Origin of the sequence: Nostoc sp. CmiVER01 (genome assembly GCF_034531135.2) — a bacterium.
Lineage (GTDB): Bacteria > Cyanobacteriota > Cyanobacteriia > Cyanobacteriales > Nostocaceae > Nostoc.
Genome location: NZ_JAVRBU020000005.1, coordinates 57,518 through 78,533 on the forward strand (window position 1 = coordinate 57,518; position 21,016 = coordinate 78,533).

Genomic DNA, 21,016 nt, shown 5'->3' on the forward strand with positions numbered 1-21,016 from the left:
CGTTCCTCCCTTCTATGCAGCTTTGTGTACCTTATTCTACTATTAGCTTTCAGCAGTCATTAGTAGTAATTTTGTCCTTTGATAATAACGAATAACTAATGACTAATAACTAATAACCAATGACTAGGGACTATTGACTCATGACTGATATTGCAGTGATTGGTGCCGGAATAGCCGGTTTAGTCTGCGCCCAGCAGTTAAGTCAAGCTGGATATTCGGTGCTAGTGGTGGAAAAGTCCCGTGGTTTTGGAGGGCGGCTGGCTACACGCCGCTTGCATGGAACTTGCGCGGATCATGGGGCTTGTTACCTGAAGCCAAAGGGTGAATTATTTAGACGTTTTGTGGAGATATTGCGATCGCGCCATATCCTCGAAGTTTGGACAGAGGAGGTTTACGAACTCACCGCAGGCACTCCTTTATCTGAACCCAAAAACCGCAGTCCGCGTTATATTGCACCTGGAGGAATGAGTGCGATCGCTAAATCCCTTGCCCCAGGTTTAGAAATATTACTGAATCAGCGTGTCATCGCTATTACCCCAACTCCGGAAAATAGTTGGCGTTTGACTCTCGAATCTAGTAATGAAGAACTAGCTGCAAAAGCTTTAGTCGTCGCCATTCCTGCACCCCAAGCCGTGATGCTGTTAGAACCTTTGGGTGAAAGTGTATTAGATGCAGTCTTTCTTGATAATTTGCGTTCTGTGGAATTTTACCCTTCGATTAGTGCGATCGCTGGATATTTTCCCACATCCCAACCCTTCCCTGAGTGGAAAGCTCTAACTTTTGTAGATGATGCTGATTTAGCATGGATTGGTTTGGATAGTAGCAAGCGTCCTAATCCTCAGCAACCACATTTTGTGGTGCAAAGTAGTGCTGATTTTGCTCAACGCCATTTAGAATCCCAGGATTTACAACCTGTTGGACAGCTTATGTTGCAACGAGCAGCTGAATCTCTTTCCCTTCCTTGGCTGAATACACCCGAATGGATGCAAGTACATCGTTGGCGTTATGCCTTTCCTAGCCGTCCTTGGCAGGAAGCTTTTTTGTCTGCCGGAACTCCCTTACCTTTAGTTTGCTGTGGTGATTGGTGTGGCGGCAATCTTGCCGAAGGTGCGATGCTTTCTGGATTAGCTGCTGCTGATGAAATTAATCATCAGTTGCGTCATCTACCTTTAGATTGTGTGAACTTTTTAAACGTTTTTTTCTGATCCCTTCATCTGTCGCTAGACTGATTTTGCCGTCTAGCGAGTCGCTATTTTTCTAAACCAACAATCACGGCAGTGTGTTGGAAATACTTGCGATGTTTTCGTAGGCGTGGGATTGGTTAATATTTTTTACGTATGTTACTTTTGAGGTGTAAACTTTGACCATTGCTAGGTTAAAATATATTTTTATTGAATATACAACTAAATAAGTATTTATATGTAGATACGAGCGTACTTTGATTTAGTCAAAATTGGGGGTGCGATCGCTTATAAACCTATAAATTCTAATAATGAAAAAACTCCAGAAATATTTGTGGCAAATCTGGAGCCAGGAAAGATACGCATTTACCTATACCAAATTTTCACCGTAAGAGAATCCTACGTCATCAGGGTATACACCCAAATGTAGATAAAAGTCTATGAGGACAAACCACTGTACTTCTCGTTTACCAACTTTTTTTATTGGAAGTAACGCAAAACAGCCCCAGTTAATCTGAGGCTGTTTTGCAAGAGTTGTTTGGCAGGAGGGGTACATCAATAACTGATGCCCCATATTTAGATATAAATAATTCAGTATACATTCCTATTCAGCCGTGTTTTGGCATATCCGGATGATTTGGAAAATTGCGTAGGCGCAGTCCGTCGTAGACATGGTTTATTTTCAAAAAGAAACTCCAGATGCCTTAAGCGCATCTGGAGTAGTAACAGGTTTCTAACATCAATTAATTGTGACCGATGCGATCGCCCGATGTCCTTAGGGTATATACTCAAATGTATTTATGTCTGTTCATCCGCAAATCGACGAGCAAATTACCTTCTTTTATACGCACAATCTCAATGTATCTAGAGAATTCTACGAGCAAAAACTCGGTTTGGAGTTATGGCTCGATCAAGGAAGCTGTCATATTTATACTGTCAGTGGTTCTGGATACTTAGGTTTGTGTCAAACAAGCGAAATATCAGTTCCTCCAGCCGACAAGCAATCAAGTGTCATTTTTACCTTGGTAACACAGGAGGTAGATGAGTGGTTTGAATATCTTAAAGAACGTGGCGTTGAATTTGAAAAACCACCTACACTAAATGAAAAGTACAACATTTACCACTGTTTTTTACGCGATCCCAGTGGTTATTTAATTGAAATTCAACGTTTTGAGACTACTAACAAAAAAGACATAACTAAATAAGTTATGTCTAAAGGTGTAATTTACAGGGCAGGATTTGTATCTGAACTTTTCACAGTATCTGGAAAACCCTCTCTTTTTAGGCTACGGTGTACACACGGTAGCCTAAAAAGAGAAACTTTAATATTTCCTCTTTCCCGCACCAGAAAGGGGATTATGAGGTTAGGTTTTTCGTAAGTTTTTCCACATAACCTAAATCGTCAGGATTTATACAGGTTAAAACTTTTTGATTTATTGGGGTTGCTGACCGATAGCCATATACTTTTTCTTTTATCAATTTATCGGCGTGAGGCGCGGGGTTTATGCAGCTACCGAGAAATATTTACATTTCATTACAATTAACCGCGATCGCTTTTGACTTTTACATAAAAAAGACAATACGCTTGGGATCAGCCTCCCCTAACTACTTCAGCAGATTGTAACAGAAGGTAAGATACACTTATTACCGCCAGGATATCCTGTGATGGCAACAGTATTTATTACAGTATCCTCTCTGCCAATTGTGCTATTACTATAGTTATTATTTTTAAAGTATCGATATTTTATCTATCGGTTCAGTAAATATTCTCTTAGGGTGACGACTACATGACAGCCGAAAAACTCACATGGCTACGCCTAAAATTACAACTGAAAGGTTCAGTTTTGAAAGCAATTTACAAACATGTTTTATGGTGTGGAGCTTTCGGCTTTTTGATTTCTTTACTTTACCATTTTAAGATGCCTGTATCCCAACCTATTTTAGGGAGTGTTATTCCTAGTATCGTTTTAGGTTTGTTACTTGTGTTTCGTACCAATACTGCTTATGAGCGATTTTGGGAAGGGAGAAAATGCTGGGGTTCTTTAGTAAATAACATCCGAAACTTGGCTCGGCAAATTTGGGTATCAATTGATGAAATTTCACCAGAAGATAAAGAAAATAAAATTACAGCATTAAATTTATTGGTAGCTTTTGCCGTAACAACTAAATTACATTTGCGTGGAGAAACAGTTAATAGTGAGTTAGAAGATTTAATGCCATCTAGTAAGTATATAAAACTGAAGATTATGAATAATCCCCCCATAGAGGTTGCTTTTTGGATAGGAGATTATTTACAGGAGCAGTATGATCGCAATTGCCTTAATAGCTACCAGTTGACATCTATGCAAGAATTATTGAATAGTCTTGTAGATAATTTAGGTGCTTGCGAACGTATTTTAAAAACACCTATGCCATTAGCTTATTCCATTCATCTAAAGCAATTATTGTTACTATATTGTTTCCTGTTTCCATTTCAAATAGTGCAAAGTCTGGGTTGGTGGACAGGTTTAATTGCTGCTTTCGTTGGTTTTACAGTATTTGGTATTGAAGCCATCGGCTTGGAGATAGAAAACCCCTTTGGTTACGACCCTAACGACTTACCTTTAGATGCGATTTGCCAGACAATGAAACGCAATATTGACGATTTAATTACTCTGACTCCAAATGCGCGATCGCATCGAGGTAATTTGACCTATGAGAAAAGTTGAGATTGGGGAATAACTTACAAGGCTTTGTTATCGCTTTCAAGTCCCATCTGGTCGCGTCCATCTTCTTTCGCAGTAATATATAAACGCGAAACTATCTCTTCATTGGTGGATGTGCAATGATGGCTGTACGTCAAACATTATCAAAGCCTGATATTCAACTTTCTTACTTAGAGTGGAACCAAGGGCAAGAACCTTTACTACTGTTACACGGCTTAGGCGACCATGCTGTAGTGTGGTCTAGTTTAGGAGATTACCTAGCGGCAGACTACCACATAGTTGCACCAGATATGCGTGGACACGGGCAAAGTAGTAAGCCTGAGAAAGATTATAGCTTTGAAAGTGCGATCGCAGACCTCGAAGCACTAATGGATCATCTCGGATGGACATCTGCCCATATTGTCAGCCACTCGTGGACAGGCAAATTAGCCGCCATCTGGGCAAGGCAAAACCCAAAGCGTTTACGGAGTATAATTCTAGTCGATCCAATTTTTATCTGGAAAATGCCCAGCCTTTTCAGGGTAACTTTTCCCATGCTGTATCGCTTCTTGCCTTTTCTCAAAAGCATGGGCCCCTTTGCCAGTTATGAAGAAGCAAAACAACAAGCACAGCAGTTAAAGCAATATCAAGGATGGAGTTCCTTACAGCAGCAAGTCTTCCAAGCAGGAATAGAACAAAAACTTGATGGTAGTTGGGGCAGCAAATTTACTATAGCCGCCCGCGACGGGATTTTTGAAGCAGTAATGCAAGTACCTGGTTTTACAATTCCTCTTGACACTCCTGCCATCTTCATCCAGCCAGAACAAGGCTTGAACCGCCAAGATTGGCAAATTAAACCATACAAAACCTATCTTAAAAACTTACGCATCTGTCAAGTTCCCGGCAACCATTGGCCGTTTTTGACACAATCAGAGGCATTTAACCAAACTGTAGCAGCTTTCTTGGCAGAACACAGATAGAAAATCAATTATTGGACGGGATTATCATACAGCAACAGAAGAATTAATAGGAGTGATGTCTGGCGAGATTGGGCATGGCGCATTGAGCATTAGTTATTCCCCCATCTCTCTCATCTCTCCATTCCCGATTCCCCACTCCCCACTTCCCACTCATGAGCCTTTGTATCAATCCCGTTTGTCCTAAACCAAACCACCCGGATAATCATCAAAACCGCTTTTGTCAAAGTTGTGGTTCCCATTTGGAATTGCTAGGGCGTTATCGGGTGATGAGCCTGTTGAGTGACAAAACAGGATTTAGTAAAGTTTATGAAGCTTATGAACAAGATACCCCTAAAATCCTCAAGATACTCAAAGAGGATTTATCAGGGGACGCTAAAGCAGTAGAACTATTTCAGCAAGAAGTAACCGTATTAGGACAACTTAAGCATCCCGGCATTCCCAAAGAAGATAGTTACTTCCAATATCAAACCCGAAATGGTTTAGTGTTGCATTGCATTGCAATGGAAAAAATCGATGGATACAACTTAGAACAATGGTTAAAGCAGCAGCAGAATTATCCTATTTCGCAGGAACAAGCTGTAGCTTGGTTAAAACAATTGGTAGAAATTTTGGATTTAGTGCATAGTAAACAGTACCTGCATCGAGATATTAAGCCATCTAATATCATGATTAGATCCCCCCTTGGTAAGGGCTGGGGGGATTTGATACTAATTGATTTTGGCACTGCCACTGAAATTGATAGAACCTACCCAGATAAACTCAACAACGGCGACGGAATGACAGCACTTATGTCATCTGGCTACAGCGCTCCAGAACAAATGAATGCTCAAGCAGTACCGCAATCAGATTTCTTTGCCTTGGGGCGCACATTTATATTTTTACTCACGGGATACCATCCTTTAGATATGTATGATATGCAGCAAAATTTATTGCACTGGCAAAATCATACTATCCATATCTCACCCTTACTATTGAACTTAATTGATTGGCTCACAGCGCCAGCTATAGAAAAACGTCCCGCTAATGCCCAAGAGATTTTACAACGCTTAGAAGAAATTGAAAACCAACTAACAGAAACTACTCCTGAAAATATTAATTTAGTAAAGGATAGTAATATCGAACAATTGCCACCACTAATTACTAAAACTTCATTTGCTCCACATAAACAGCTAGAAGAATTACCTCTACTGAAATTTTTTGTAGCACTGCTAGTGATATTAGGATTGATTAGTATAGTGGCTTTAGCAACGCGGACATCAAAATTTTCTGTAAGGCAAAATTATGGGCAATACCCAGAAAAAAAAGGTAACATTGATTATTTTCCTTATAAAGAAGGTAAGGATAGTCAGGGGAGGGTAGCCGAATTTAATATAGCTGTTTTATCAGTAGAATATAAATGGCTTTTAGGTAGCAATTTTCAAATTAAATATAATGATGAAATTATTAGTCTTGACCTTTTAAATTTAAAATTAGAACAAGAACGTATACAGAATATAATGCAAGACCCTAGTGAGATTATCTCTGTAGGCACAGTTTCTTGTAAAGGCAATATAGAAGTTCAACAGCGAATGGCTCTAGAACGTTCTAAACAAATACAATTTTTCGTAAAAAAATTGTTGATTAATACACCAAGTATTAAAGGTTATCGTTTATTAAATTTAGGACAATTTCAACGGAGTGATTGTCAGGCAAATCAGGATTTAACTAAATATCAGAGAAGTATTATAATCATTGGTGTCAAAAAACTATCACCAGGTGTAATTCTTGATGAAGCATTACGGAATAGGTTAGAAAAGAAGCCTTTTGCTGATTTTAAGTTAGAAGATTATTCTTTGGGAACGGCAGAAAAGTTTAAGACAATACCGAGTAATTTATAAAATCTCTAGCAAATAAAATATATTAGTGCATAGGCTTAATCCATCGTAGATATCGCCACTTTACTCGTAAACTACAACTGTGCTCATCTACATCCTTTATTTAAGCTCCCATCCCAGAGTAACGCTTTAAACCTGCACGCCAAAGAAAGCGATTCGCACCCAAAAACACTAATATCCATCCCACTATTGACCCAAATCCTCGCCCTATATCTACGGGTAGCCCTACCAAAAGACTCGCAGGAAAATTAATCAAATAGGGAAAAGGTGTAAACATCACTATTTTTTGCATAGGTTCTGGAAAAAGCTCTAAAGGTGCTATCAAACCAGATAAAAATAGATAAAATAACAACCAAAAATTTTCTAAAGCGCTAGCCCGTTCTGTCCAAAAGGCAAACATGGCAAAGGTGTACTGAATCGTAAACCGCAAAGCAAAAGCTAACATCGCTGCCAATGTAAACAGCAAAAACCTACTCAAACTTGGTACCCAAAAAGCTTGGGGATAAAGAATAAAAAATAATCCCACTAATAGAAAAGCAAACATTAGCCGAGCAAATCTTTCAGAAACATGACGTGCAACATGATGCCATACTGGGTCGAGTGGTTGCAGCAACTTGGGCGAAAGCTTGCCTTCCACTACCTCTGCTTCAAAGTCCCAAATTACCCAGACAACTGTTAATTGTCTCACGATGAAAACTGTGATAAAGTAACGAGCAAAATCCACAGGTGATAGCCCAAACTGCCCGCCTTGTGCTGCCTGTATCCAGATACCCATAAGAATAATCGGCAAAGACCCAGCCAAAATCCATAAGATTAGTTCTGCTCGATACTCAACCATATAGGCATAGTATACTGATAGCAAAGTTAAGGCTTTTCTAATTATCCGCTTCATTTATTCACTTCTCGCTACAAAAGTTACTTAGAATTCTTTACAGACGTGATTAATCGCGTCTCTACTACACGACACCTGCCTGAAAAACTCGTCCAATAACTTCTTCTACAGGCGGTTCAGTAACTGTTAAATCAATTACCTCCAAATCCGTCAAAATCTTAGAAACGGTGCGGGTGAGCGCCTCTCTAGATACCATAAAATGCACCGATCGCCCTTCTGAGTGTTGCACATCACCATAGGTCATAAGTTTTTCTATCGGTAGAGGTTGGGCTAACTCTATATGAACTTCCCGGTATGGGGCAAAACGTTCTAGTAGTCCATCTAAACTACCGTCATACATTAGCCTTCCCTCGTGAATCAACAGCACTCGTTGACACAAAGCTGTGATATCAGCCATGTAATGACTCGTCAACAGCACTGTAGCTTGATAACGCTGATTGTAATCGCGCAAAAAATCGCGCACCGCTACCTGAGCATTTACATCTAGTCCCAGCGTTGGTTCATCTAGAAATAATACGTGGGGACGATGCAAAAGTGCTGCTAGCAATTCTGCCTTCATCCGTTCACCCAAAGATAGCTTCCGTACTGGTTGAGTAAGCTTACCTTCTAGGGAAAGCATCTCTGTTAGTTCTCCTACCCGCCGTTGGAACTCTTTATCAGAGATGTTATATACAGCAGCATTAATTTTCAAAGAATCCAGTGCTGGCAAGTCCCAAATTAACTGCTGCTTTTGCCCCATTACCAAGGTAATTTTTTGCAAAAATGCTTCTTTGCGATGAAACGGAATTTGTCCAGCAACTTTGACTGTACCGCTAGAGGGATGAATCAGCCCCGTGAGCATTTTGAGTGTGGTAGTTTTACCAGCACCATTTGGGCCCAAAAACCCCACTACTTCACCAGGGGCAATTTCAAAGGAAACATCCTGAACTGCTTTAATTGTGCGGTAGGTGCGGCGAAAAAAGTGGCTGATTGTACCTTTGATACCCGGACTTTTAACTGCCACTGGATAAGATTTACTCAGATTTTCAGCAATGATAATTGACATATTTTTTTTGTTAGAAATTAAATTTTAGATTGCGGCATGAGCGCTCAGTCGAAGGCTTTTTCCTTCAATCCAAAATCCAAAATTCAAAATCTAAAATGGTTTTACCGTAAACGTCCTGATCGCAATGTACTAATAATTAACCACAAACCCAATAAACTAGCGACTGCAAACAGGGTGGTACTTAAAAAAGATAGCTGTGTTGTCTGCGCTCTGGTGGAAATAATTGCTGCACCCATAATCAGCGAACCCACTAATATACTAAAAGATAGTCGGTTCGCTGCATCGTCCATAGTACGCCGCACACCATCTAACCCCCGCAGCGATAAATTCCACTGTAAGGTTTCCGAGGTAACTCGGTCTAATAATAGTTCTATTTGGCGGGGAGATTGGAGAGACAGACTTTTAATATCTAAGGCTGTCCGTAATAGCGATCGCACTGGATTATCGCCCAATAATTGCCGACGAAATAAGTCTGTAATTAATGGTTTTACTTCATCAAAAAAGTTAAGTTCTGGGTTGAATGTCCGCGCTACACCCTCTAAATTCGCTAGGGTTTTGGCATACAAACCCATATTGCTAGGTAATCTAATTTTATTGTTGCGGGCAACTTGTAATACTTCATAAATTATCTGACTGAAGTTGATTTGCGTTAGGCTGACATTGTGATATTTTCGCAACATGCGATCGTAATCATTTTCTAACCGCGACAAAATTACTGGTTGAGCAGAATCTGATAATTGCAAAGTTAATTGAGCGCACCTTTGAGCATCTAAATCAACGATCGCTAACAACATTTCTGTTAATATCTGCTGTGTACGGGGATCAAGTCTTCCCACCATGCCACAGTCTAAGAGGGCAACACGACCATCTTTGAGATAAAACAAGTTTCCCGGATGGGGATCGGCGTGAAAAAAGCCATCAATATATAGTTGTTGAAAAAATACCCGAAATAACAAAGTAGTTATTTCTTTACGCTTTTCAGCAGAGTCTTTAACGTTAGGGTCACTATCTAAATCCGCCGCTAGGAACGGCACTCCATCCAGCCATTCCATCACCAGTAATTTTGCTGTAGTTAATTCCCAGTTAATTTCCGCAACCACTATTTGCGTGGGATCATACCAGCGACTTTTAGATAAATTGCGTCGCAATTGGTCTGTAAAACCCGCTTCCCGTGTAAAATCTAACTCGGCTTCTAGAGCTTTGGTAAATTCTTCGGCAATGGATTTAATTTCGTATGTTTGCCCAAATTCAGTCCGCGCTACTAAATCGGCAATACCTTGAATTAAAGCAATATCTTGGGCAATGGTCAGATCAATTCCTGGACGTTGCACTTTCAGAGCAACTTCTCGACCATCTATTAATGTAGCTCGATGTGTCTGAGCAATTGATCCTGCTGCTACTGGAATCGGGTTAACTGTGCTGAAGGTTTCTGCTAGTGGAAGTTTTAATTCTTTACGGAGGATTATTTCTATCTCTGACCAAGGAACTGGTGGTACTTCGTCTTGTAGAGTTGATAGTTCCTCAATATAGGAGGCGTTTAGTAAATCTGGACGCGTAGACATTAGCTGGCCAAGTTTAACGTAAACTGGCCCCAAGTCTACCAGGATATTTTTTAAAACCGCAGGTGTAGGTAACTGAGGTTCATCAGCTTTGCCACCAGTAAGTAACCTTCGCATATAGTCCCAGCCATTGCGAAGGAATACTTCAAGAATTTCTCGTTGACGGGGAACAGTTTGGGTGAGGAACATTTTTGAGAGTGGGGAGTGGGGAGTGGGGAGTGGGGAATGGGGCAGGGGGCGGGGGGCAGGGAGCAGGGGGAGCAGGGGGAGTGAGGGACAAGAATTAATAACCAATGCCCAATGCCCAATGCCCCATTCCCAATTCCCAATTCCCAAAGTCAAGTTATAATAGAAAAATAGGCTTTTTCGCCTCTACCAAGGGTTTTAACTTTTATAGCAGGTCGGTAAATCGGGAATCGCTTTGGAGAATTTTAAGGATCTGCTTGATTTCCTGGGTACGTTCTTTTTTAACGACGAGGGTGACATTGCGATCGCGCACAATCACCACGTCCTCTAAACCAATTGTAACAACTACATCCTCTGGATTTGAGGCGTAAATAATCGCCCCTTGCGTATCTAGCCCTACGTGCGTAGCCAGTTCCACATTGGGAGTCTCTTCTGTTTTCAGTAAGCGTTCGATCGCATTCCAATCTCCTAAATCATCCCAACCAAAATCAACTGGCAAAACGTATGCTAGAGTTGTCTTTTCCATTAGCGCATAGTCTATACTCTTCTTAGGCAACTGGGGATAGATATCAGGGCCATGTTGTTCTAAAGGTTCGATAATTTCTGGTGCATGGGCATGTAGTTCCTTGAGAACAACCCCTGCCCGAAAAACGAACATTCCACTATTCCAGCTAAAGCGTCCCGTAGATAAAAAAGTTTCTGCCGTTTCCCGGTCGGGCTTTTCAGTAAAACGGTTGACGTGATAAGCTGGCAACTCATTAAAGCTACCTATTTTTTCACCTTGTTCAATGTAACCGTAACCGGTTGATGGAAAAGTAGGCTTGATCCCCAGTGTAACGATCGCTGCTGTGCTTGCTGCTAGTTGCGTAGCCGCGCTTAATGTGCGTGCAAACGCCTCTTGATCAGCAATCCAGTGGTCAGCAGGGAAAAAGCCAATCACAGCGTCTTCTCCATAGCGCTGTTTGATTTCTAAACTTGTCCAAGCAACGGCTGCGGCGGTGTCTCTTCCTTCCGACTCAATCAATAAATTCTGAGATGGTAGTTCAGGTAATTGTTGTCTTACCCCTTCAGCTATCTGATTAGAAGTAATTACCCACAAGGAATCCCACCCCCTTGGGGTTCGCCAGTCGCTCATGGGGGAAACCCCCAAGACCGCGCTGGACTCACCGTTACCGAGTTCAATCAATCGATCGGCGGTTGCTTGTAATAAACTTCTAGAGCTACCATCAAGACTTAAAAATTGCTTGGGTCGGTCTTTGCGACTCAGGGGCCAAAAACGTTCACCTTTACCACCAGCAAGGATTACGGGGAACAATAAAGTATTCATGTTGTCATACACGCCTACCGAAGAACATTACAAGTTTACAGTGAGCTTTTCCACTGGCAATATTTGTAGCTTGGATTAACATACTTTTAGGGAGTGGTTGAGTGGGGAGATAATTGTGATAAAACAAGTCGAATGGTCAGAAAATCCGTTGACATCTCAGCAAGTTGCAGAATTTCAAACTGACGTGCGATCGCAGCAACTTCAACGAACAGAAAATCAAGTAACACCAGCACAAGTAGAGGATTTAAAGGAGGAGAATGTCGAACTAAACCCGCCAGCGAATCCTAACCGTAGCGTTGTCGAATCAGTGGGGGCAATTCCCAATCAGCTTTATGAGAGACTAGGCTTAACCATGCCTCGATGGCTGTTGTGGATCATGACGGTTGTCATCGGCATCATCTTATCTGGTTTACTGGTATCAACCTTAGCGCTGTGGACTCCGTTGTGGAGCAATCTAGATCGAGCAGATGAAGATTTAGGAACTACTGCTAAAGACGAGATAAAAATTCCATTACCAGGGGAGTTATGGAGCAAACTTTCCCAGTACAATCTTTCACGACCCATGAATATTTTAATTATGGGGATTGAACCAGTTAGCGGTACTGTTGATGGTTCACCAGAAAGCTTTGCTGGGAAAAGCGACACCATGCTGCTAGTAAGGCTCAATCCTAGTGAAAAATCTGTACGGGTGCTTTCCATTCCCAAAGATACGATGATCGCCATCCCAGAAAAGGGAGAAAAGGGTTTAACTAAGGTATCTGATGCTAATGCCAAAGGCGGCCCAGTCTTGGCTGCACGGGTAGTTAGCCGTACCTTAAACAATGCCCCAATTGATCGCTATATCCGTATTTCTACTAGTGGCTTACGGCAATTAGTCGATCAGTTAGGCGGAGTAGAGGTATTTGTTCCCAAATCAATGGAATATAAAGACTCTAGCAGTCGGCTGTCGATTAATTTAGTCAGTGGCTGGCAAACCCTCAACGGCGAACAAGCAGAACAGTTTGTCCGATTCCGCGAACCAGGTTTGGGAGATTTACCAAGAGTGCAGCGTCAGCAAGCACTAACAGCAGCATTGCTGCAACGCTTAAATAGTCCTACCGTCTTACCCAGGTTGCCTCAGTTAACTCGCTTGATGCGAAAATACTTTGATACCAACCTGAAGATGGAAGAAATGATGGCGTTGGTGAATTTCGGCCTCAACTTGGATCGAGATAATTTCCAAATGACCGTGTTGCCTGGTACGTTTAGCCGTTTTAGCAAAGACCCTGATAGCTATTGGCTAAATATGACTGGACAACAGAGCCTGTTGAATGATTATGTTGGGGTAAATGTACCTGGTCTAAAACCAGATATGCGCCAGGTTCCTAACCTCAAAATTGCTATTCAAAATGCTTCCAATCAACCTCAGCTAACTGAAAAAGTTATTGCTTATCTGAAACAGAAAGGCTTTACTAATATTTACAAAGTGCCTGATTGGCCAGATACCCAACGTCAAACTCAGATCGTTGTCCAAAAAGGCAACCGACGAGTTGGAGTTGATTTGCAAAAAGTCTTAGGCTTGGGTCAAATTGAGGTAGCGGCGATTGGTGATTTAGAATCTGATCTCACTATTCGGATTGGTAAAGATTGGAAATAGTCAAGAGTCATTAGTCATTAGTCATGAGTCATTGGTTAAATGACAAGCGGCTAATGACAAAAGACTGGTGATAAATAATAAAGTTATGAAAAAGATTTTACTGCGCTTTTTGGGTTTGATTGTAATTTTAATACTGGCATTTGGGTGGGTAATACTTAATCCCAAACCGGCTTTTGCTCAGATAAATACAATCAATTACAACAATATAAATTTAGAAAATCGTGATTTTTCTCATGCTGATTTAGCAGGTGTGACATTTGTAGCAGCAGAAATGCGGGGGACGAATTTTCAAGGAGCGAATTTAACTAATGCAATTCTCACTAAAGGAGTTTTGTTAAAGGCAAATTTGGAGGGTGCGAATCTGACCGGCGCTTTAGTTGATCGCGTCACTATGGATGGTGCTAACCTGAAAAATGCCATTTTTACGGAAGCAACTTTGACCCGCAGCCGTTTTTTTGATGCCGAAATTACAGGCGCTGATTTTACCGACGCTTTAATTGACCGTTATCAAGTGTCGCTAATGTGTGAAAGGGCCGATGGGGTAAATCCGGTTACAGGTATGTCAACGCGAGATAGTTTAGGTTGTAAATAAAGAATCTCAGCGTTGAGTCTAAAAACAAAGACATTTTTGCGAAAAAATGGAAAATCAAACTTCTTTATTAAGTTTGGAAAATTCGGAAAAGCGGTTTTTTTGTACTCGTTAAATGAAATTGTTGATATTTAAAGTTGAAAGCTCTGATTCTAGCGAAGGTGGCTTTGTTTATCGAGTTACCTTAATGTTAATATCTGGTGAAACTGGTACCTTTGAATGGGATTTAATAAAGTTTTATCCTGATCGCAAGTCAGAAATATTCTTAAACGAGCGCCCATGTCTTAGTCACCTCGGTAGATGCATTCTCCGTATTTACTTATCTTTACATACTTTGGTTTTTTCACGCCAACTTACTTATGTGCTGCTAGAAGAAGTGAGATGGCGATGCCTACGGCGGGCTACGCCTACGCTACCAGGCGACTTTCCTGCTTGGCAGACAGTATATACGTATTTCCGTAACTGGCGTAATTCTTGAAGCGCTTTTATTCAACGTGGTACTGTTCGTCGTAGTGCACCAGTTCTTACCTTATTTTTATAAGCGTTCTTGATGGATTATTATTAGTATTATCTGCATTAGACTTCAACCAACACTCCTGTGTATCTGAAACTACAATTGCTACACATTTAGGATTATTTTTACATTCTTTTATACATTCTTTTTCAGTGATGTTTAATTCATGTTTAATATCATTACCGAAAGCATCTTTGCCAAAAAGTGTGATATAATTTTTGACTGTAAAAAAGTTTAAAATTAAACCAACAACTAAAAGGAATAATCCAAGGAAAATAGCTAATTGTCTTTGCTGTGATGGAACTTCAAGCGTACTAAATTTAGTTACTATTCCTAAAAAAAGGAAAAACAATCCTACTATGATTAGTATAGTAGGAATGGGTGTATCTTTAACTACATTAAGAAATTGTTCCATGATATTATATAACCTAATAATTCTAGGTTATATAATACCATTTTGTAGTAAAAATTTAGGTCAGCGTAAGCACATCTCAAACCCTATTAATACGGTACTTTTGGGGTTCAATCTCCTGGAAAGAATTTGAATCAGAATATTCTTCATTGTTTTCTCCAGAGATGGGAGCACCCGCAAAATCATTTCGGATGGTATTAGGGGCATTAATAATCAAAGAAAAGCTAGGGATAAGCGACAGGAAAACAGTTGCTATTACTTTTTTAGTGATGAATCTATCTACTCATCTGTCATGGTTATTTAGTGCTTTTTTGTATCTATTTTTGAAAACTACACCTTTTTTTCGCTTTAATATTATTATGACTTATGATTTTACTAGTTACACGCAAGAAAAACTTCTGTTTGTTCCTTGCTTGAATAACTAATTAATCCTTCTCTGGCTTTTTTATCACTTTTTCAGCAACCCCTACTTACCCTTCTTCCCCTACTTAATATCGATTGAGAATTCCAAACACTAGTCGCTTTTAACTACTACTAGGAATTTCAATTAAAAATTCTGTTCCTTCTCCTGGTTTAGAAGAGCATTTAATCTGACCATGATGTTTTTCAACTATTATTTGATGGCTGATAGATAATCCTAACCCAGTACCTTTACCTGGTGCTTTGGTAGTGAAGAAGGGATCAAACATGTGCGATCGCACCTCTTCTGGAATCCCCAGACCATTATCAGCTATTCTAATTACAATCTGGTTATTAACGGTTTGCGTACTAATCCAGATAGTTAAGGGTATTTTTGGACACCTTTGAGATAAATTCAAATACCTTTGCTGTATAGTTTTAAACTTTTCCTCTAATGCATCAATACTGTTGCTTAGAAGATTCATAAACACTTGATTTAATTGCGCTGGATAGCATTCGAGCAAACGTAAAGTAGCATATTCTTTCACAATTTCAATAGCTGGGCGTTCATTATTGTTTTTGAGCCGATGCCCTAAGATTAGCAAAGTACTATCCAATCCTTCATGAATGTCTACTGGCTTCAATTCAGCCTCATCTGTACGAGAAAAGTTACGCAGTGATAAAACAATCTCACAAATTCGCTCTGTGCCTACTTTCATAGACTCAAGGGTTTTAGGTAAATCTTCGATAAGAAAGTCCAAATCAGTCTTGTCAATTTGCTGTTGGAAAGTTGGCAAAAGGGAGGAATTTTGACGGTAAAGTTTTACTACCTTTAGCAATTCTTGAGTATATTCATTTAAATGGATAAGATTACCGAAAATAAAACTCACAGGATTATTGATTTCATGAGCAACTCCAGCAAGTAGTTGTCCTAATCCTGCCATTTTTTCACCCTGAATTAACCGGGTCTGAGTTTGTTTTAATTCTTGCAGAGCTTGAGTAAGTTCTAAAGTTTGACGTTTAGTTTGTTCGAGTAATTCTGCCTGCTGAATCGCAATTCCCAGTTGCACTCCTACTTGAGCCAGTAAATTAATTTCTTCCTCTTTCCAATAACGCGGTTGCGAATTTTGATAAGCAACTAATAATCCCCATAATTTTTCACCTTCCCGAATTGGGACAAAGGTTTCGTTACGCGGAAGTTCGTTATCATCGTCTGTGTCCTCAAAAGTTTCTATAATCATTGGTTGAGCTTGTAAAACAGGTTTCCAACCATCTTTAAAAGAATCTGCTACAAATTTACCGCTCCAATCTGAGTTGAAACGGTAGATTGCAACTCGCTCGACTTCGAGCAACTCTCGCACAGCGTGAGTAGTGGTTCTAAAAATAGTTTTAATATCAAGTGACTGACGGATTTTATCAATAGTTGCAGCCAGCAATTCTTGCCGTTCCATTGCTTTCTCCCGTTCAGTAGCTTCTGCTAACTGGACAACCTGCATTTGAACTTGCTTTAAATAAGAATCCTGTTTTAATGCCACTCCCAATTGCTCGGCTATTTGACTAGCAAATTCAATTTCAGAGGGTTGCCATTGACGAGGAGCGGTGCATTGATGAATACACAGCAATCCCCAAAGTTCACCTTTTTTCAATAGAGGTGCGATCATATTTGCCCGCACTTGAAATTTTTCTAAGATTTGAACGTAGCAACCGGGAAACTTTCCTTGATAAATGTCAGCGATCGCATTTACTCGACCTTGGGCGTAAAGGTGGGCAAAGTTTTCACCGAAGCAATAATCATAAACTTTTTCTGTTATTACTGAGTTACACTCAGATACAACATCCTCAGAAATAAACTCTCCTTCCCAATCTTTTTGAGGGTCAAAACGAAAGACTGCCACTCGATCTGCTTGCAGCATTTTCCGTGCCTCGGTGACAGTAGTTTGGAAGATTGTATCTAAATCTAAAGACTCCCGAATTCGAGTAATCACGCTAGTTAATGTCTTTTGTTGCTCTGCTTGGTACTGAGCGTATGTGAGCAACTTATGGTGTCGCACTGCTACACCAATTTGTGTGCCGATTTTGCTTAGTGATTCGACTTCATAAGATTGCCACTGTCTGGGTGAAGAATTTTGATAAGCAGCAATGACTCCCCAAAGTTTGTCTCCTTGGAGAATCGGAGCAGTTGCAAAGGCTTTTGCCTGAAATTGCTCCAATAGGGTTACATGACAGTTTGTTAATCCGGCTTGGTAAATATCATTGGCTGTAAATGTCTGGTTGTGAGCGTAACGTCCACCTTGCGTCTGTTGTAAATAAGTATCAGCGATCGCAGGCTCAACACCAACTAAAGGAGTCCAGCCTTCTGCCAACGATTCAGCAACGAAGTTACCACTCCAATCGTCATTAAAGCTAAAAATTGCAACTCGATCAGCTTGCAGCAGGTGGCGTATTTCTTGAGTTGTTGTTTTAAATATAGTTTCAATATCAAGGGGTGAGCGAATTTCATCGACAATCCGAGCAATTACTTGGTCGCGTTGAGCCGCTTGAGCCAATTCTGCGGCTTGCAATTGGACTTCATTGAGGTGCTTCGCTTGTTGAATCGCGACGGTAAGATGGTCAGCAATTTGACGAATAAACTCAATTTCTGATTCTTTCCAGTCACGAGCCTTACTGCACTGATGAATGCAAAGCAATCCCCACAATTCCTTTTGGCGCAATAGAGGGACAACGAGGTTGGCCTTTACCTGAAATTTACTCAAAAATGCTATATGACAATCACTCAGTCCCGCCTTGTAAATATCTGCTACTGCTTGCACTCTACCTTGTTGATAACTCGAAGCAAATTGTTCTCCAAAGCAGTGGTCGTAAACTTTTATTGCCAGTGCTGAGTTCCAGTCAAGTGCAACATCCTCAGAAACAAATTCTCCCTCCCAGTTTTTTTCTTGGTCAAACTGGAAGACTGCCACACGATCAGCATTTAGCAACTGACGCATTTGTGTAACGGTAGTTTGAAAAATTGTTTCTAAGTCAAGAGACTCCCGAATTCGGACAATTACACTCGCCAGAGCCTTTTGTTGGTCTAGTTGTTCTTGAAGTTGAGCGTTTGACAAAAGAAGTTGATTGTCCGTGAAATTTGAATTGGGTTCCATTGCTCTGGATTATGTCGTTTAATGATTCCTCATACCAACTTCATGAAGTTAAAAGGTGCCAAAAATATGACAAACTGCAAATTTTTGCAGTGTTCAATAATTTCTCAGAAGATGGTTATTGTTATAGTTCCCCTTTCTTTCTCTATCCTCATAATGGGTTAAAAAATAATTTTGGTTTGTACACAATAAAGGATATGACTAAGTGAGTGTTGCCGGAAGAAATCAAAAAAGAACTGATCCCCCTGCTCACTCTGTGATTTTATTTGGAAGTCCTTTGAGCGATCGTGCCAATATCCACCGTAGGATGCCCAAAGGGCTGTAGGGCGAAACCATGTAAAATAAGTAATTTATCAAAATTTACCTGACAGATTACGGAATTTCAGGTTAAATGTTTTAAAGTATGCACTCTGCAAGAGTTGTCGGGTAATATTCGTGACACAACAAGACCAAAAACCCTCTCGTTCTTTCGCTGGAATTGCTGGCATTGTTGCCGCAGCCACCTTAATTAGTAAAGTCTTCGGTTTAGTGCGGCAGCAAGCGATCGCTGCCGCTTTTGGTGTTGGTGCTGCTGCCACCGCCTATAGTTATGCCTATATTATCCCTGGCTTTCTATTGATATTACTCGGTGGTGTTAATGGGCCATTACACAGTGCAGTTGTCAGCGTTTTAGCCAAGCGGCGGCGAGAAGAAGCGGCTCCCCTAGTGGAAACCGTAACAACTCTGGTAGCTGGATCGCTATTAGTAGTGACAATTGCTCAAGTTTTATTTGCAGATGCGATCGTTGATTTAGTCGGTCATGGTTTGGAAGCGACAACTAGAGCGATCGCAATTCAACAACTCCGCATTATGGCACCAATGGCTTTATTTGCCGGATTAATTGGCATTGGCTTTGGCACTCTCAATACAGCCAATCAATATTGGTTACTCTCCATTAGTCCCTTATTATCCAGTATTACCGTTGTTGCCGGTCTTGGTATCTTGGCTATGCAACTGGGCAAAGACATTATTAAGCCGGAGTACGCTTTAATCGGTGGAATGGTTTTAGCTTGGGGAACCTTGGCAGGTGCAGTTCTCCAGTGGTTAGTGCAGCTAATTGTCCAATGGCGGTTAGGACTAGGCACATTACGCCTGCGGTTTGATTTTAAATCCCCAGGCGTTCAAGAAGTCATTAAAATCATGACTCCGGCAACAGTTTCCTCTGGAATGATGCCAATTAATGTTGCCACTGACCTTTATTTTGCCAGTCCTATTCCTGGTGCGGCGGCAGGATTTAACTATGCGAATCTACTAGTACAGACTCCGTTAGGGATTATTTCTAATATCATTTTACTGCCCCTGTTACCGATATTTGCCAAACTTGCTGACCCCGAAAATTGGTCAGATTTAAAGTTACGTATTCGCCAAGGACTGCTACTTACTGCCTTCACCATGCTACCGCTAGGGGCGCTGATGGTGTCGTTATCAGTACCTATTGTACAGGTGGTATATGAGCGCGGTGCTTTCAAGCCAGATGCCACACAGCTAGTTTCATCCTTGCTAGTAGCTTATGGAATTGGGATGTTTGCCTATTTGGGACGTGATGTTTTGGTGCGGGTGTTCTACGCTTTAGGTGATGGACAGACACCTTTTCGCATCAGTATTTTTAACATTTTGCTCAACATCATATTAGATTGGTTTTTCGTTAAACCTTTTGGCGCTCCCGGTTTGGTGTTAGCAACGGTGGGTGTAAATTGTAGCTCAATGTTAATGCTGTTATGGTTGCTTGATCGCAAGCTCAATGGTTTACCTTGGCGTGAATGGAGTTTGCCGATTTTGGGTTTGACTGCGGGTAGTTTGGTAGCTGGGATAGCAAGCTATGGGACTTTGGTTGCTTCTCAACAATTGCTGGGTAAAACGGGTTTACTGATTTTGGTGTTGCAGTTGTGTATATCAGGCTTCGTGGGGATTGCAGTGTTTGCTGCGATCGCTTCATCAATGAAAATACCAGAGGTGAATAGTTTTATATCTCGTCTACGTCAGCGCTTTTTGAAAAAATAACTGTTATCTGAAGAAACTTTTGCCGTTAGTTAACGTCACAATAAACGTTACAAGAATAACCAGTCTCTGAGCTATTTCTTAAGGGCATCTAAAAGTCAGACAAATGACATTTTGCACCATTATTAATAAACTTAGGGTAGGCAGTGCTAGTCCCTAATCTCCAAGTCGCCAGTCCCAAGTCCCCAGAGTCCTCTCAAAAGGGACGAGATTTGGGTAATATAAAGTAGCTATCTTTTCTGCATGGCAGATCCTGAAAGAAAAGCTTTCTTTGTCTTACCCCTTGGAGATATTTCTATGCTGACTTTAAAAATCGCTGTTTATATTGTTGTTGCCTTCTTCGTCACTATCTTCGTCTTCGGATTTTTGTCAAACGATCCAGCTCGTAACCCCGGCCGTCGGGACTTAGAGTAAAAGGGCGATAAATCATCCGCGACTTTAGAAGGCGGAAGATACTAAACCCCACGGAAACTTACTAAACTTTCGCCTAGTAAGTTTCCTCCTCAAAGTGGCTTGCTACCGGTAGCAGAAGGCGACAGTCGGAAGGCAAAATGTATATTT

General features: G+C 40.8%; 16 protein-coding genes. 10 read left to right on the plus strand and 6 right to left on the minus strand.

All coding sequences use genetic code 11. From position 1 onward, the window contains the following. Positions 1-140: 140 nt before the first annotated feature. From RMZ43_RS09155 to RMZ43_RS09175, 5 genes are all read left to right on the plus strand, one after another. On the plus strand, positions 141-1,205 hold the full coding sequence (locus tag RMZ43_RS09155; protein WP_322653913.1) for an NAD(P)/FAD-dependent oxidoreductase: 1,065 nt from the start codon (positions 141-143) through the stop codon (positions 1,203-1,205). Positions 1,206-1,981: 776 nt separating this feature from the next. Further along, positions 1,982-2,386: a VOC family protein gene (locus tag RMZ43_RS09160; RefSeq protein ID WP_322653914.1), complete on the plus strand. Its 405-nt coding sequence runs from the start codon at positions 1,982-1,984 to the stop codon at positions 2,384-2,386. A 582-nt stretch (positions 2,387-2,968) separates the two neighbouring features. Continuing rightward, complete coding sequence (locus tag RMZ43_RS09165) at positions 2,969-3,889, plus strand: bestrophin family protein (RefSeq protein ID WP_322653915.1); 921 nt, start codon at positions 2,969-2,971, stop codon at positions 3,887-3,889. 119 nt (positions 3,890-4,008) lie between these two features. Next, a complete protein-coding gene (locus tag RMZ43_RS09170; RefSeq protein WP_322653990.1) occupies positions 4,009-4,845 on the plus strand; it encodes an alpha/beta fold hydrolase in 837 nt (278 codons plus the stop codon). Positions 4,846-4,997: 152 nt separating this feature from the next. After that, a complete protein-coding gene (locus RMZ43_RS09175; RefSeq protein ID WP_322650040.1) occupies positions 4,998-6,722 on the plus strand; it encodes a serine/threonine-protein kinase in 1,725 nt (574 codons plus the stop codon). 100 nt (positions 6,723-6,822) lie between these two features. Here the strand turns inward: RMZ43_RS09175 and RMZ43_RS09180 are convergent, their stop codons facing one another. From RMZ43_RS09180 to RMZ43_RS09195, 4 genes are all read right to left on the minus strand, one after another. After that, positions 6,823-7,611: an ABC transporter permease gene (locus RMZ43_RS09180; RefSeq protein WP_322650041.1), complete on the minus strand. Its 789-nt coding sequence runs from the start codon at positions 7,609-7,611 to the stop codon at positions 6,823-6,825. A 64-nt stretch (positions 7,612-7,675) separates the two neighbouring features. Then, positions 7,676-8,656, minus strand: coding sequence for an ABC transporter ATP-binding protein (locus RMZ43_RS09185; RefSeq protein ID WP_322650042.1), 981 nt, complete (start codon positions 8,654-8,656; stop codon positions 7,676-7,678). 101 nt (positions 8,657-8,757) lie between these two features. Next, positions 8,758-10,404 carry an ABC1 kinase family protein gene (locus RMZ43_RS09190; RefSeq protein WP_322650078.1) on the minus strand — a complete coding sequence of 549 codons (1,647 nt, stop codon included), beginning with the start codon at positions 10,402-10,404 and terminating at the stop codon, positions 8,758-8,760. 202 nt (positions 10,405-10,606) lie between these two features. Then, positions 10,607-11,728, minus strand: coding sequence for a mannose-1-phosphate guanylyltransferase (locus RMZ43_RS09195; protein ID WP_322653916.1), 1,122 nt, complete (start codon positions 11,726-11,728; stop codon positions 10,607-10,609). A gap of 115 nt (positions 11,729-11,843) precedes the next feature. Between RMZ43_RS09195 and RMZ43_RS09200 the strand changes: the two genes are divergently transcribed. From RMZ43_RS09200 to RMZ43_RS09210, 3 genes are all read left to right on the plus strand, one after another. Continuing rightward, entirely contained in the window at positions 11,844-13,364 is a 1,521-nt protein-coding gene (locus tag RMZ43_RS09200) for an LCP family protein (protein ID WP_322653917.1), read from the plus strand. Positions 13,365-13,449: 85 nt separating this feature from the next. Further along, positions 13,450-13,956 (plus strand): pentapeptide repeat-containing protein, encoded by a 507-nt coding sequence (locus RMZ43_RS09205; RefSeq protein ID WP_322653918.1) that lies wholly within the window; start codon positions 13,450-13,452, stop codon positions 13,954-13,956. Positions 13,957-14,068: 112 nt separating this feature from the next. Further along, positions 14,069-14,431: a hypothetical protein gene (locus tag RMZ43_RS09210; protein WP_322653919.1), complete on the plus strand. Its 363-nt coding sequence runs from the start codon at positions 14,069-14,071 to the stop codon at positions 14,429-14,431. A 46-nt stretch (positions 14,432-14,477) separates the two neighbouring features. Here RMZ43_RS09210 and RMZ43_RS09215 read toward each other — a convergent pair whose 3' ends face one another. Beyond that, complete coding sequence (locus RMZ43_RS09215; protein WP_322653920.1) at positions 14,478-14,882, minus strand: PAN domain-containing protein; 405 nt, start codon at positions 14,880-14,882, stop codon at positions 14,478-14,480. A gap of 521 nt (positions 14,883-15,403) precedes the next feature. Next, complete coding sequence (locus RMZ43_RS09220; RefSeq protein ID WP_322653921.1) at positions 15,404-18,421, minus strand: GAF domain-containing sensor histidine kinase; 3,018 nt, start codon at positions 18,419-18,421, stop codon at positions 15,404-15,406. A 432-nt stretch (positions 18,422-18,853) separates the two neighbouring features. Here RMZ43_RS09220 and murJ point away from each other — a divergent pair, with 432 nt between their 5' ends. Further along, positions 18,854-20,458, plus strand: a complete 1,605-nt coding sequence (gene murJ / locus RMZ43_RS09225) for a murein biosynthesis integral membrane protein MurJ (RefSeq protein ID WP_322650047.1) — start codon at positions 18,854-18,856, stop codon at positions 20,456-20,458. Between the two features lie 294 nt (positions 20,459-20,752). Continuing rightward, entirely contained in the window at positions 20,753-20,869 is a 117-nt protein-coding gene (locus RMZ43_RS09230) for a photosystem II reaction center protein I (RefSeq protein WP_015114068.1), read from the plus strand. Positions 20,870-21,016 lie beyond the last annotated feature (147 nt).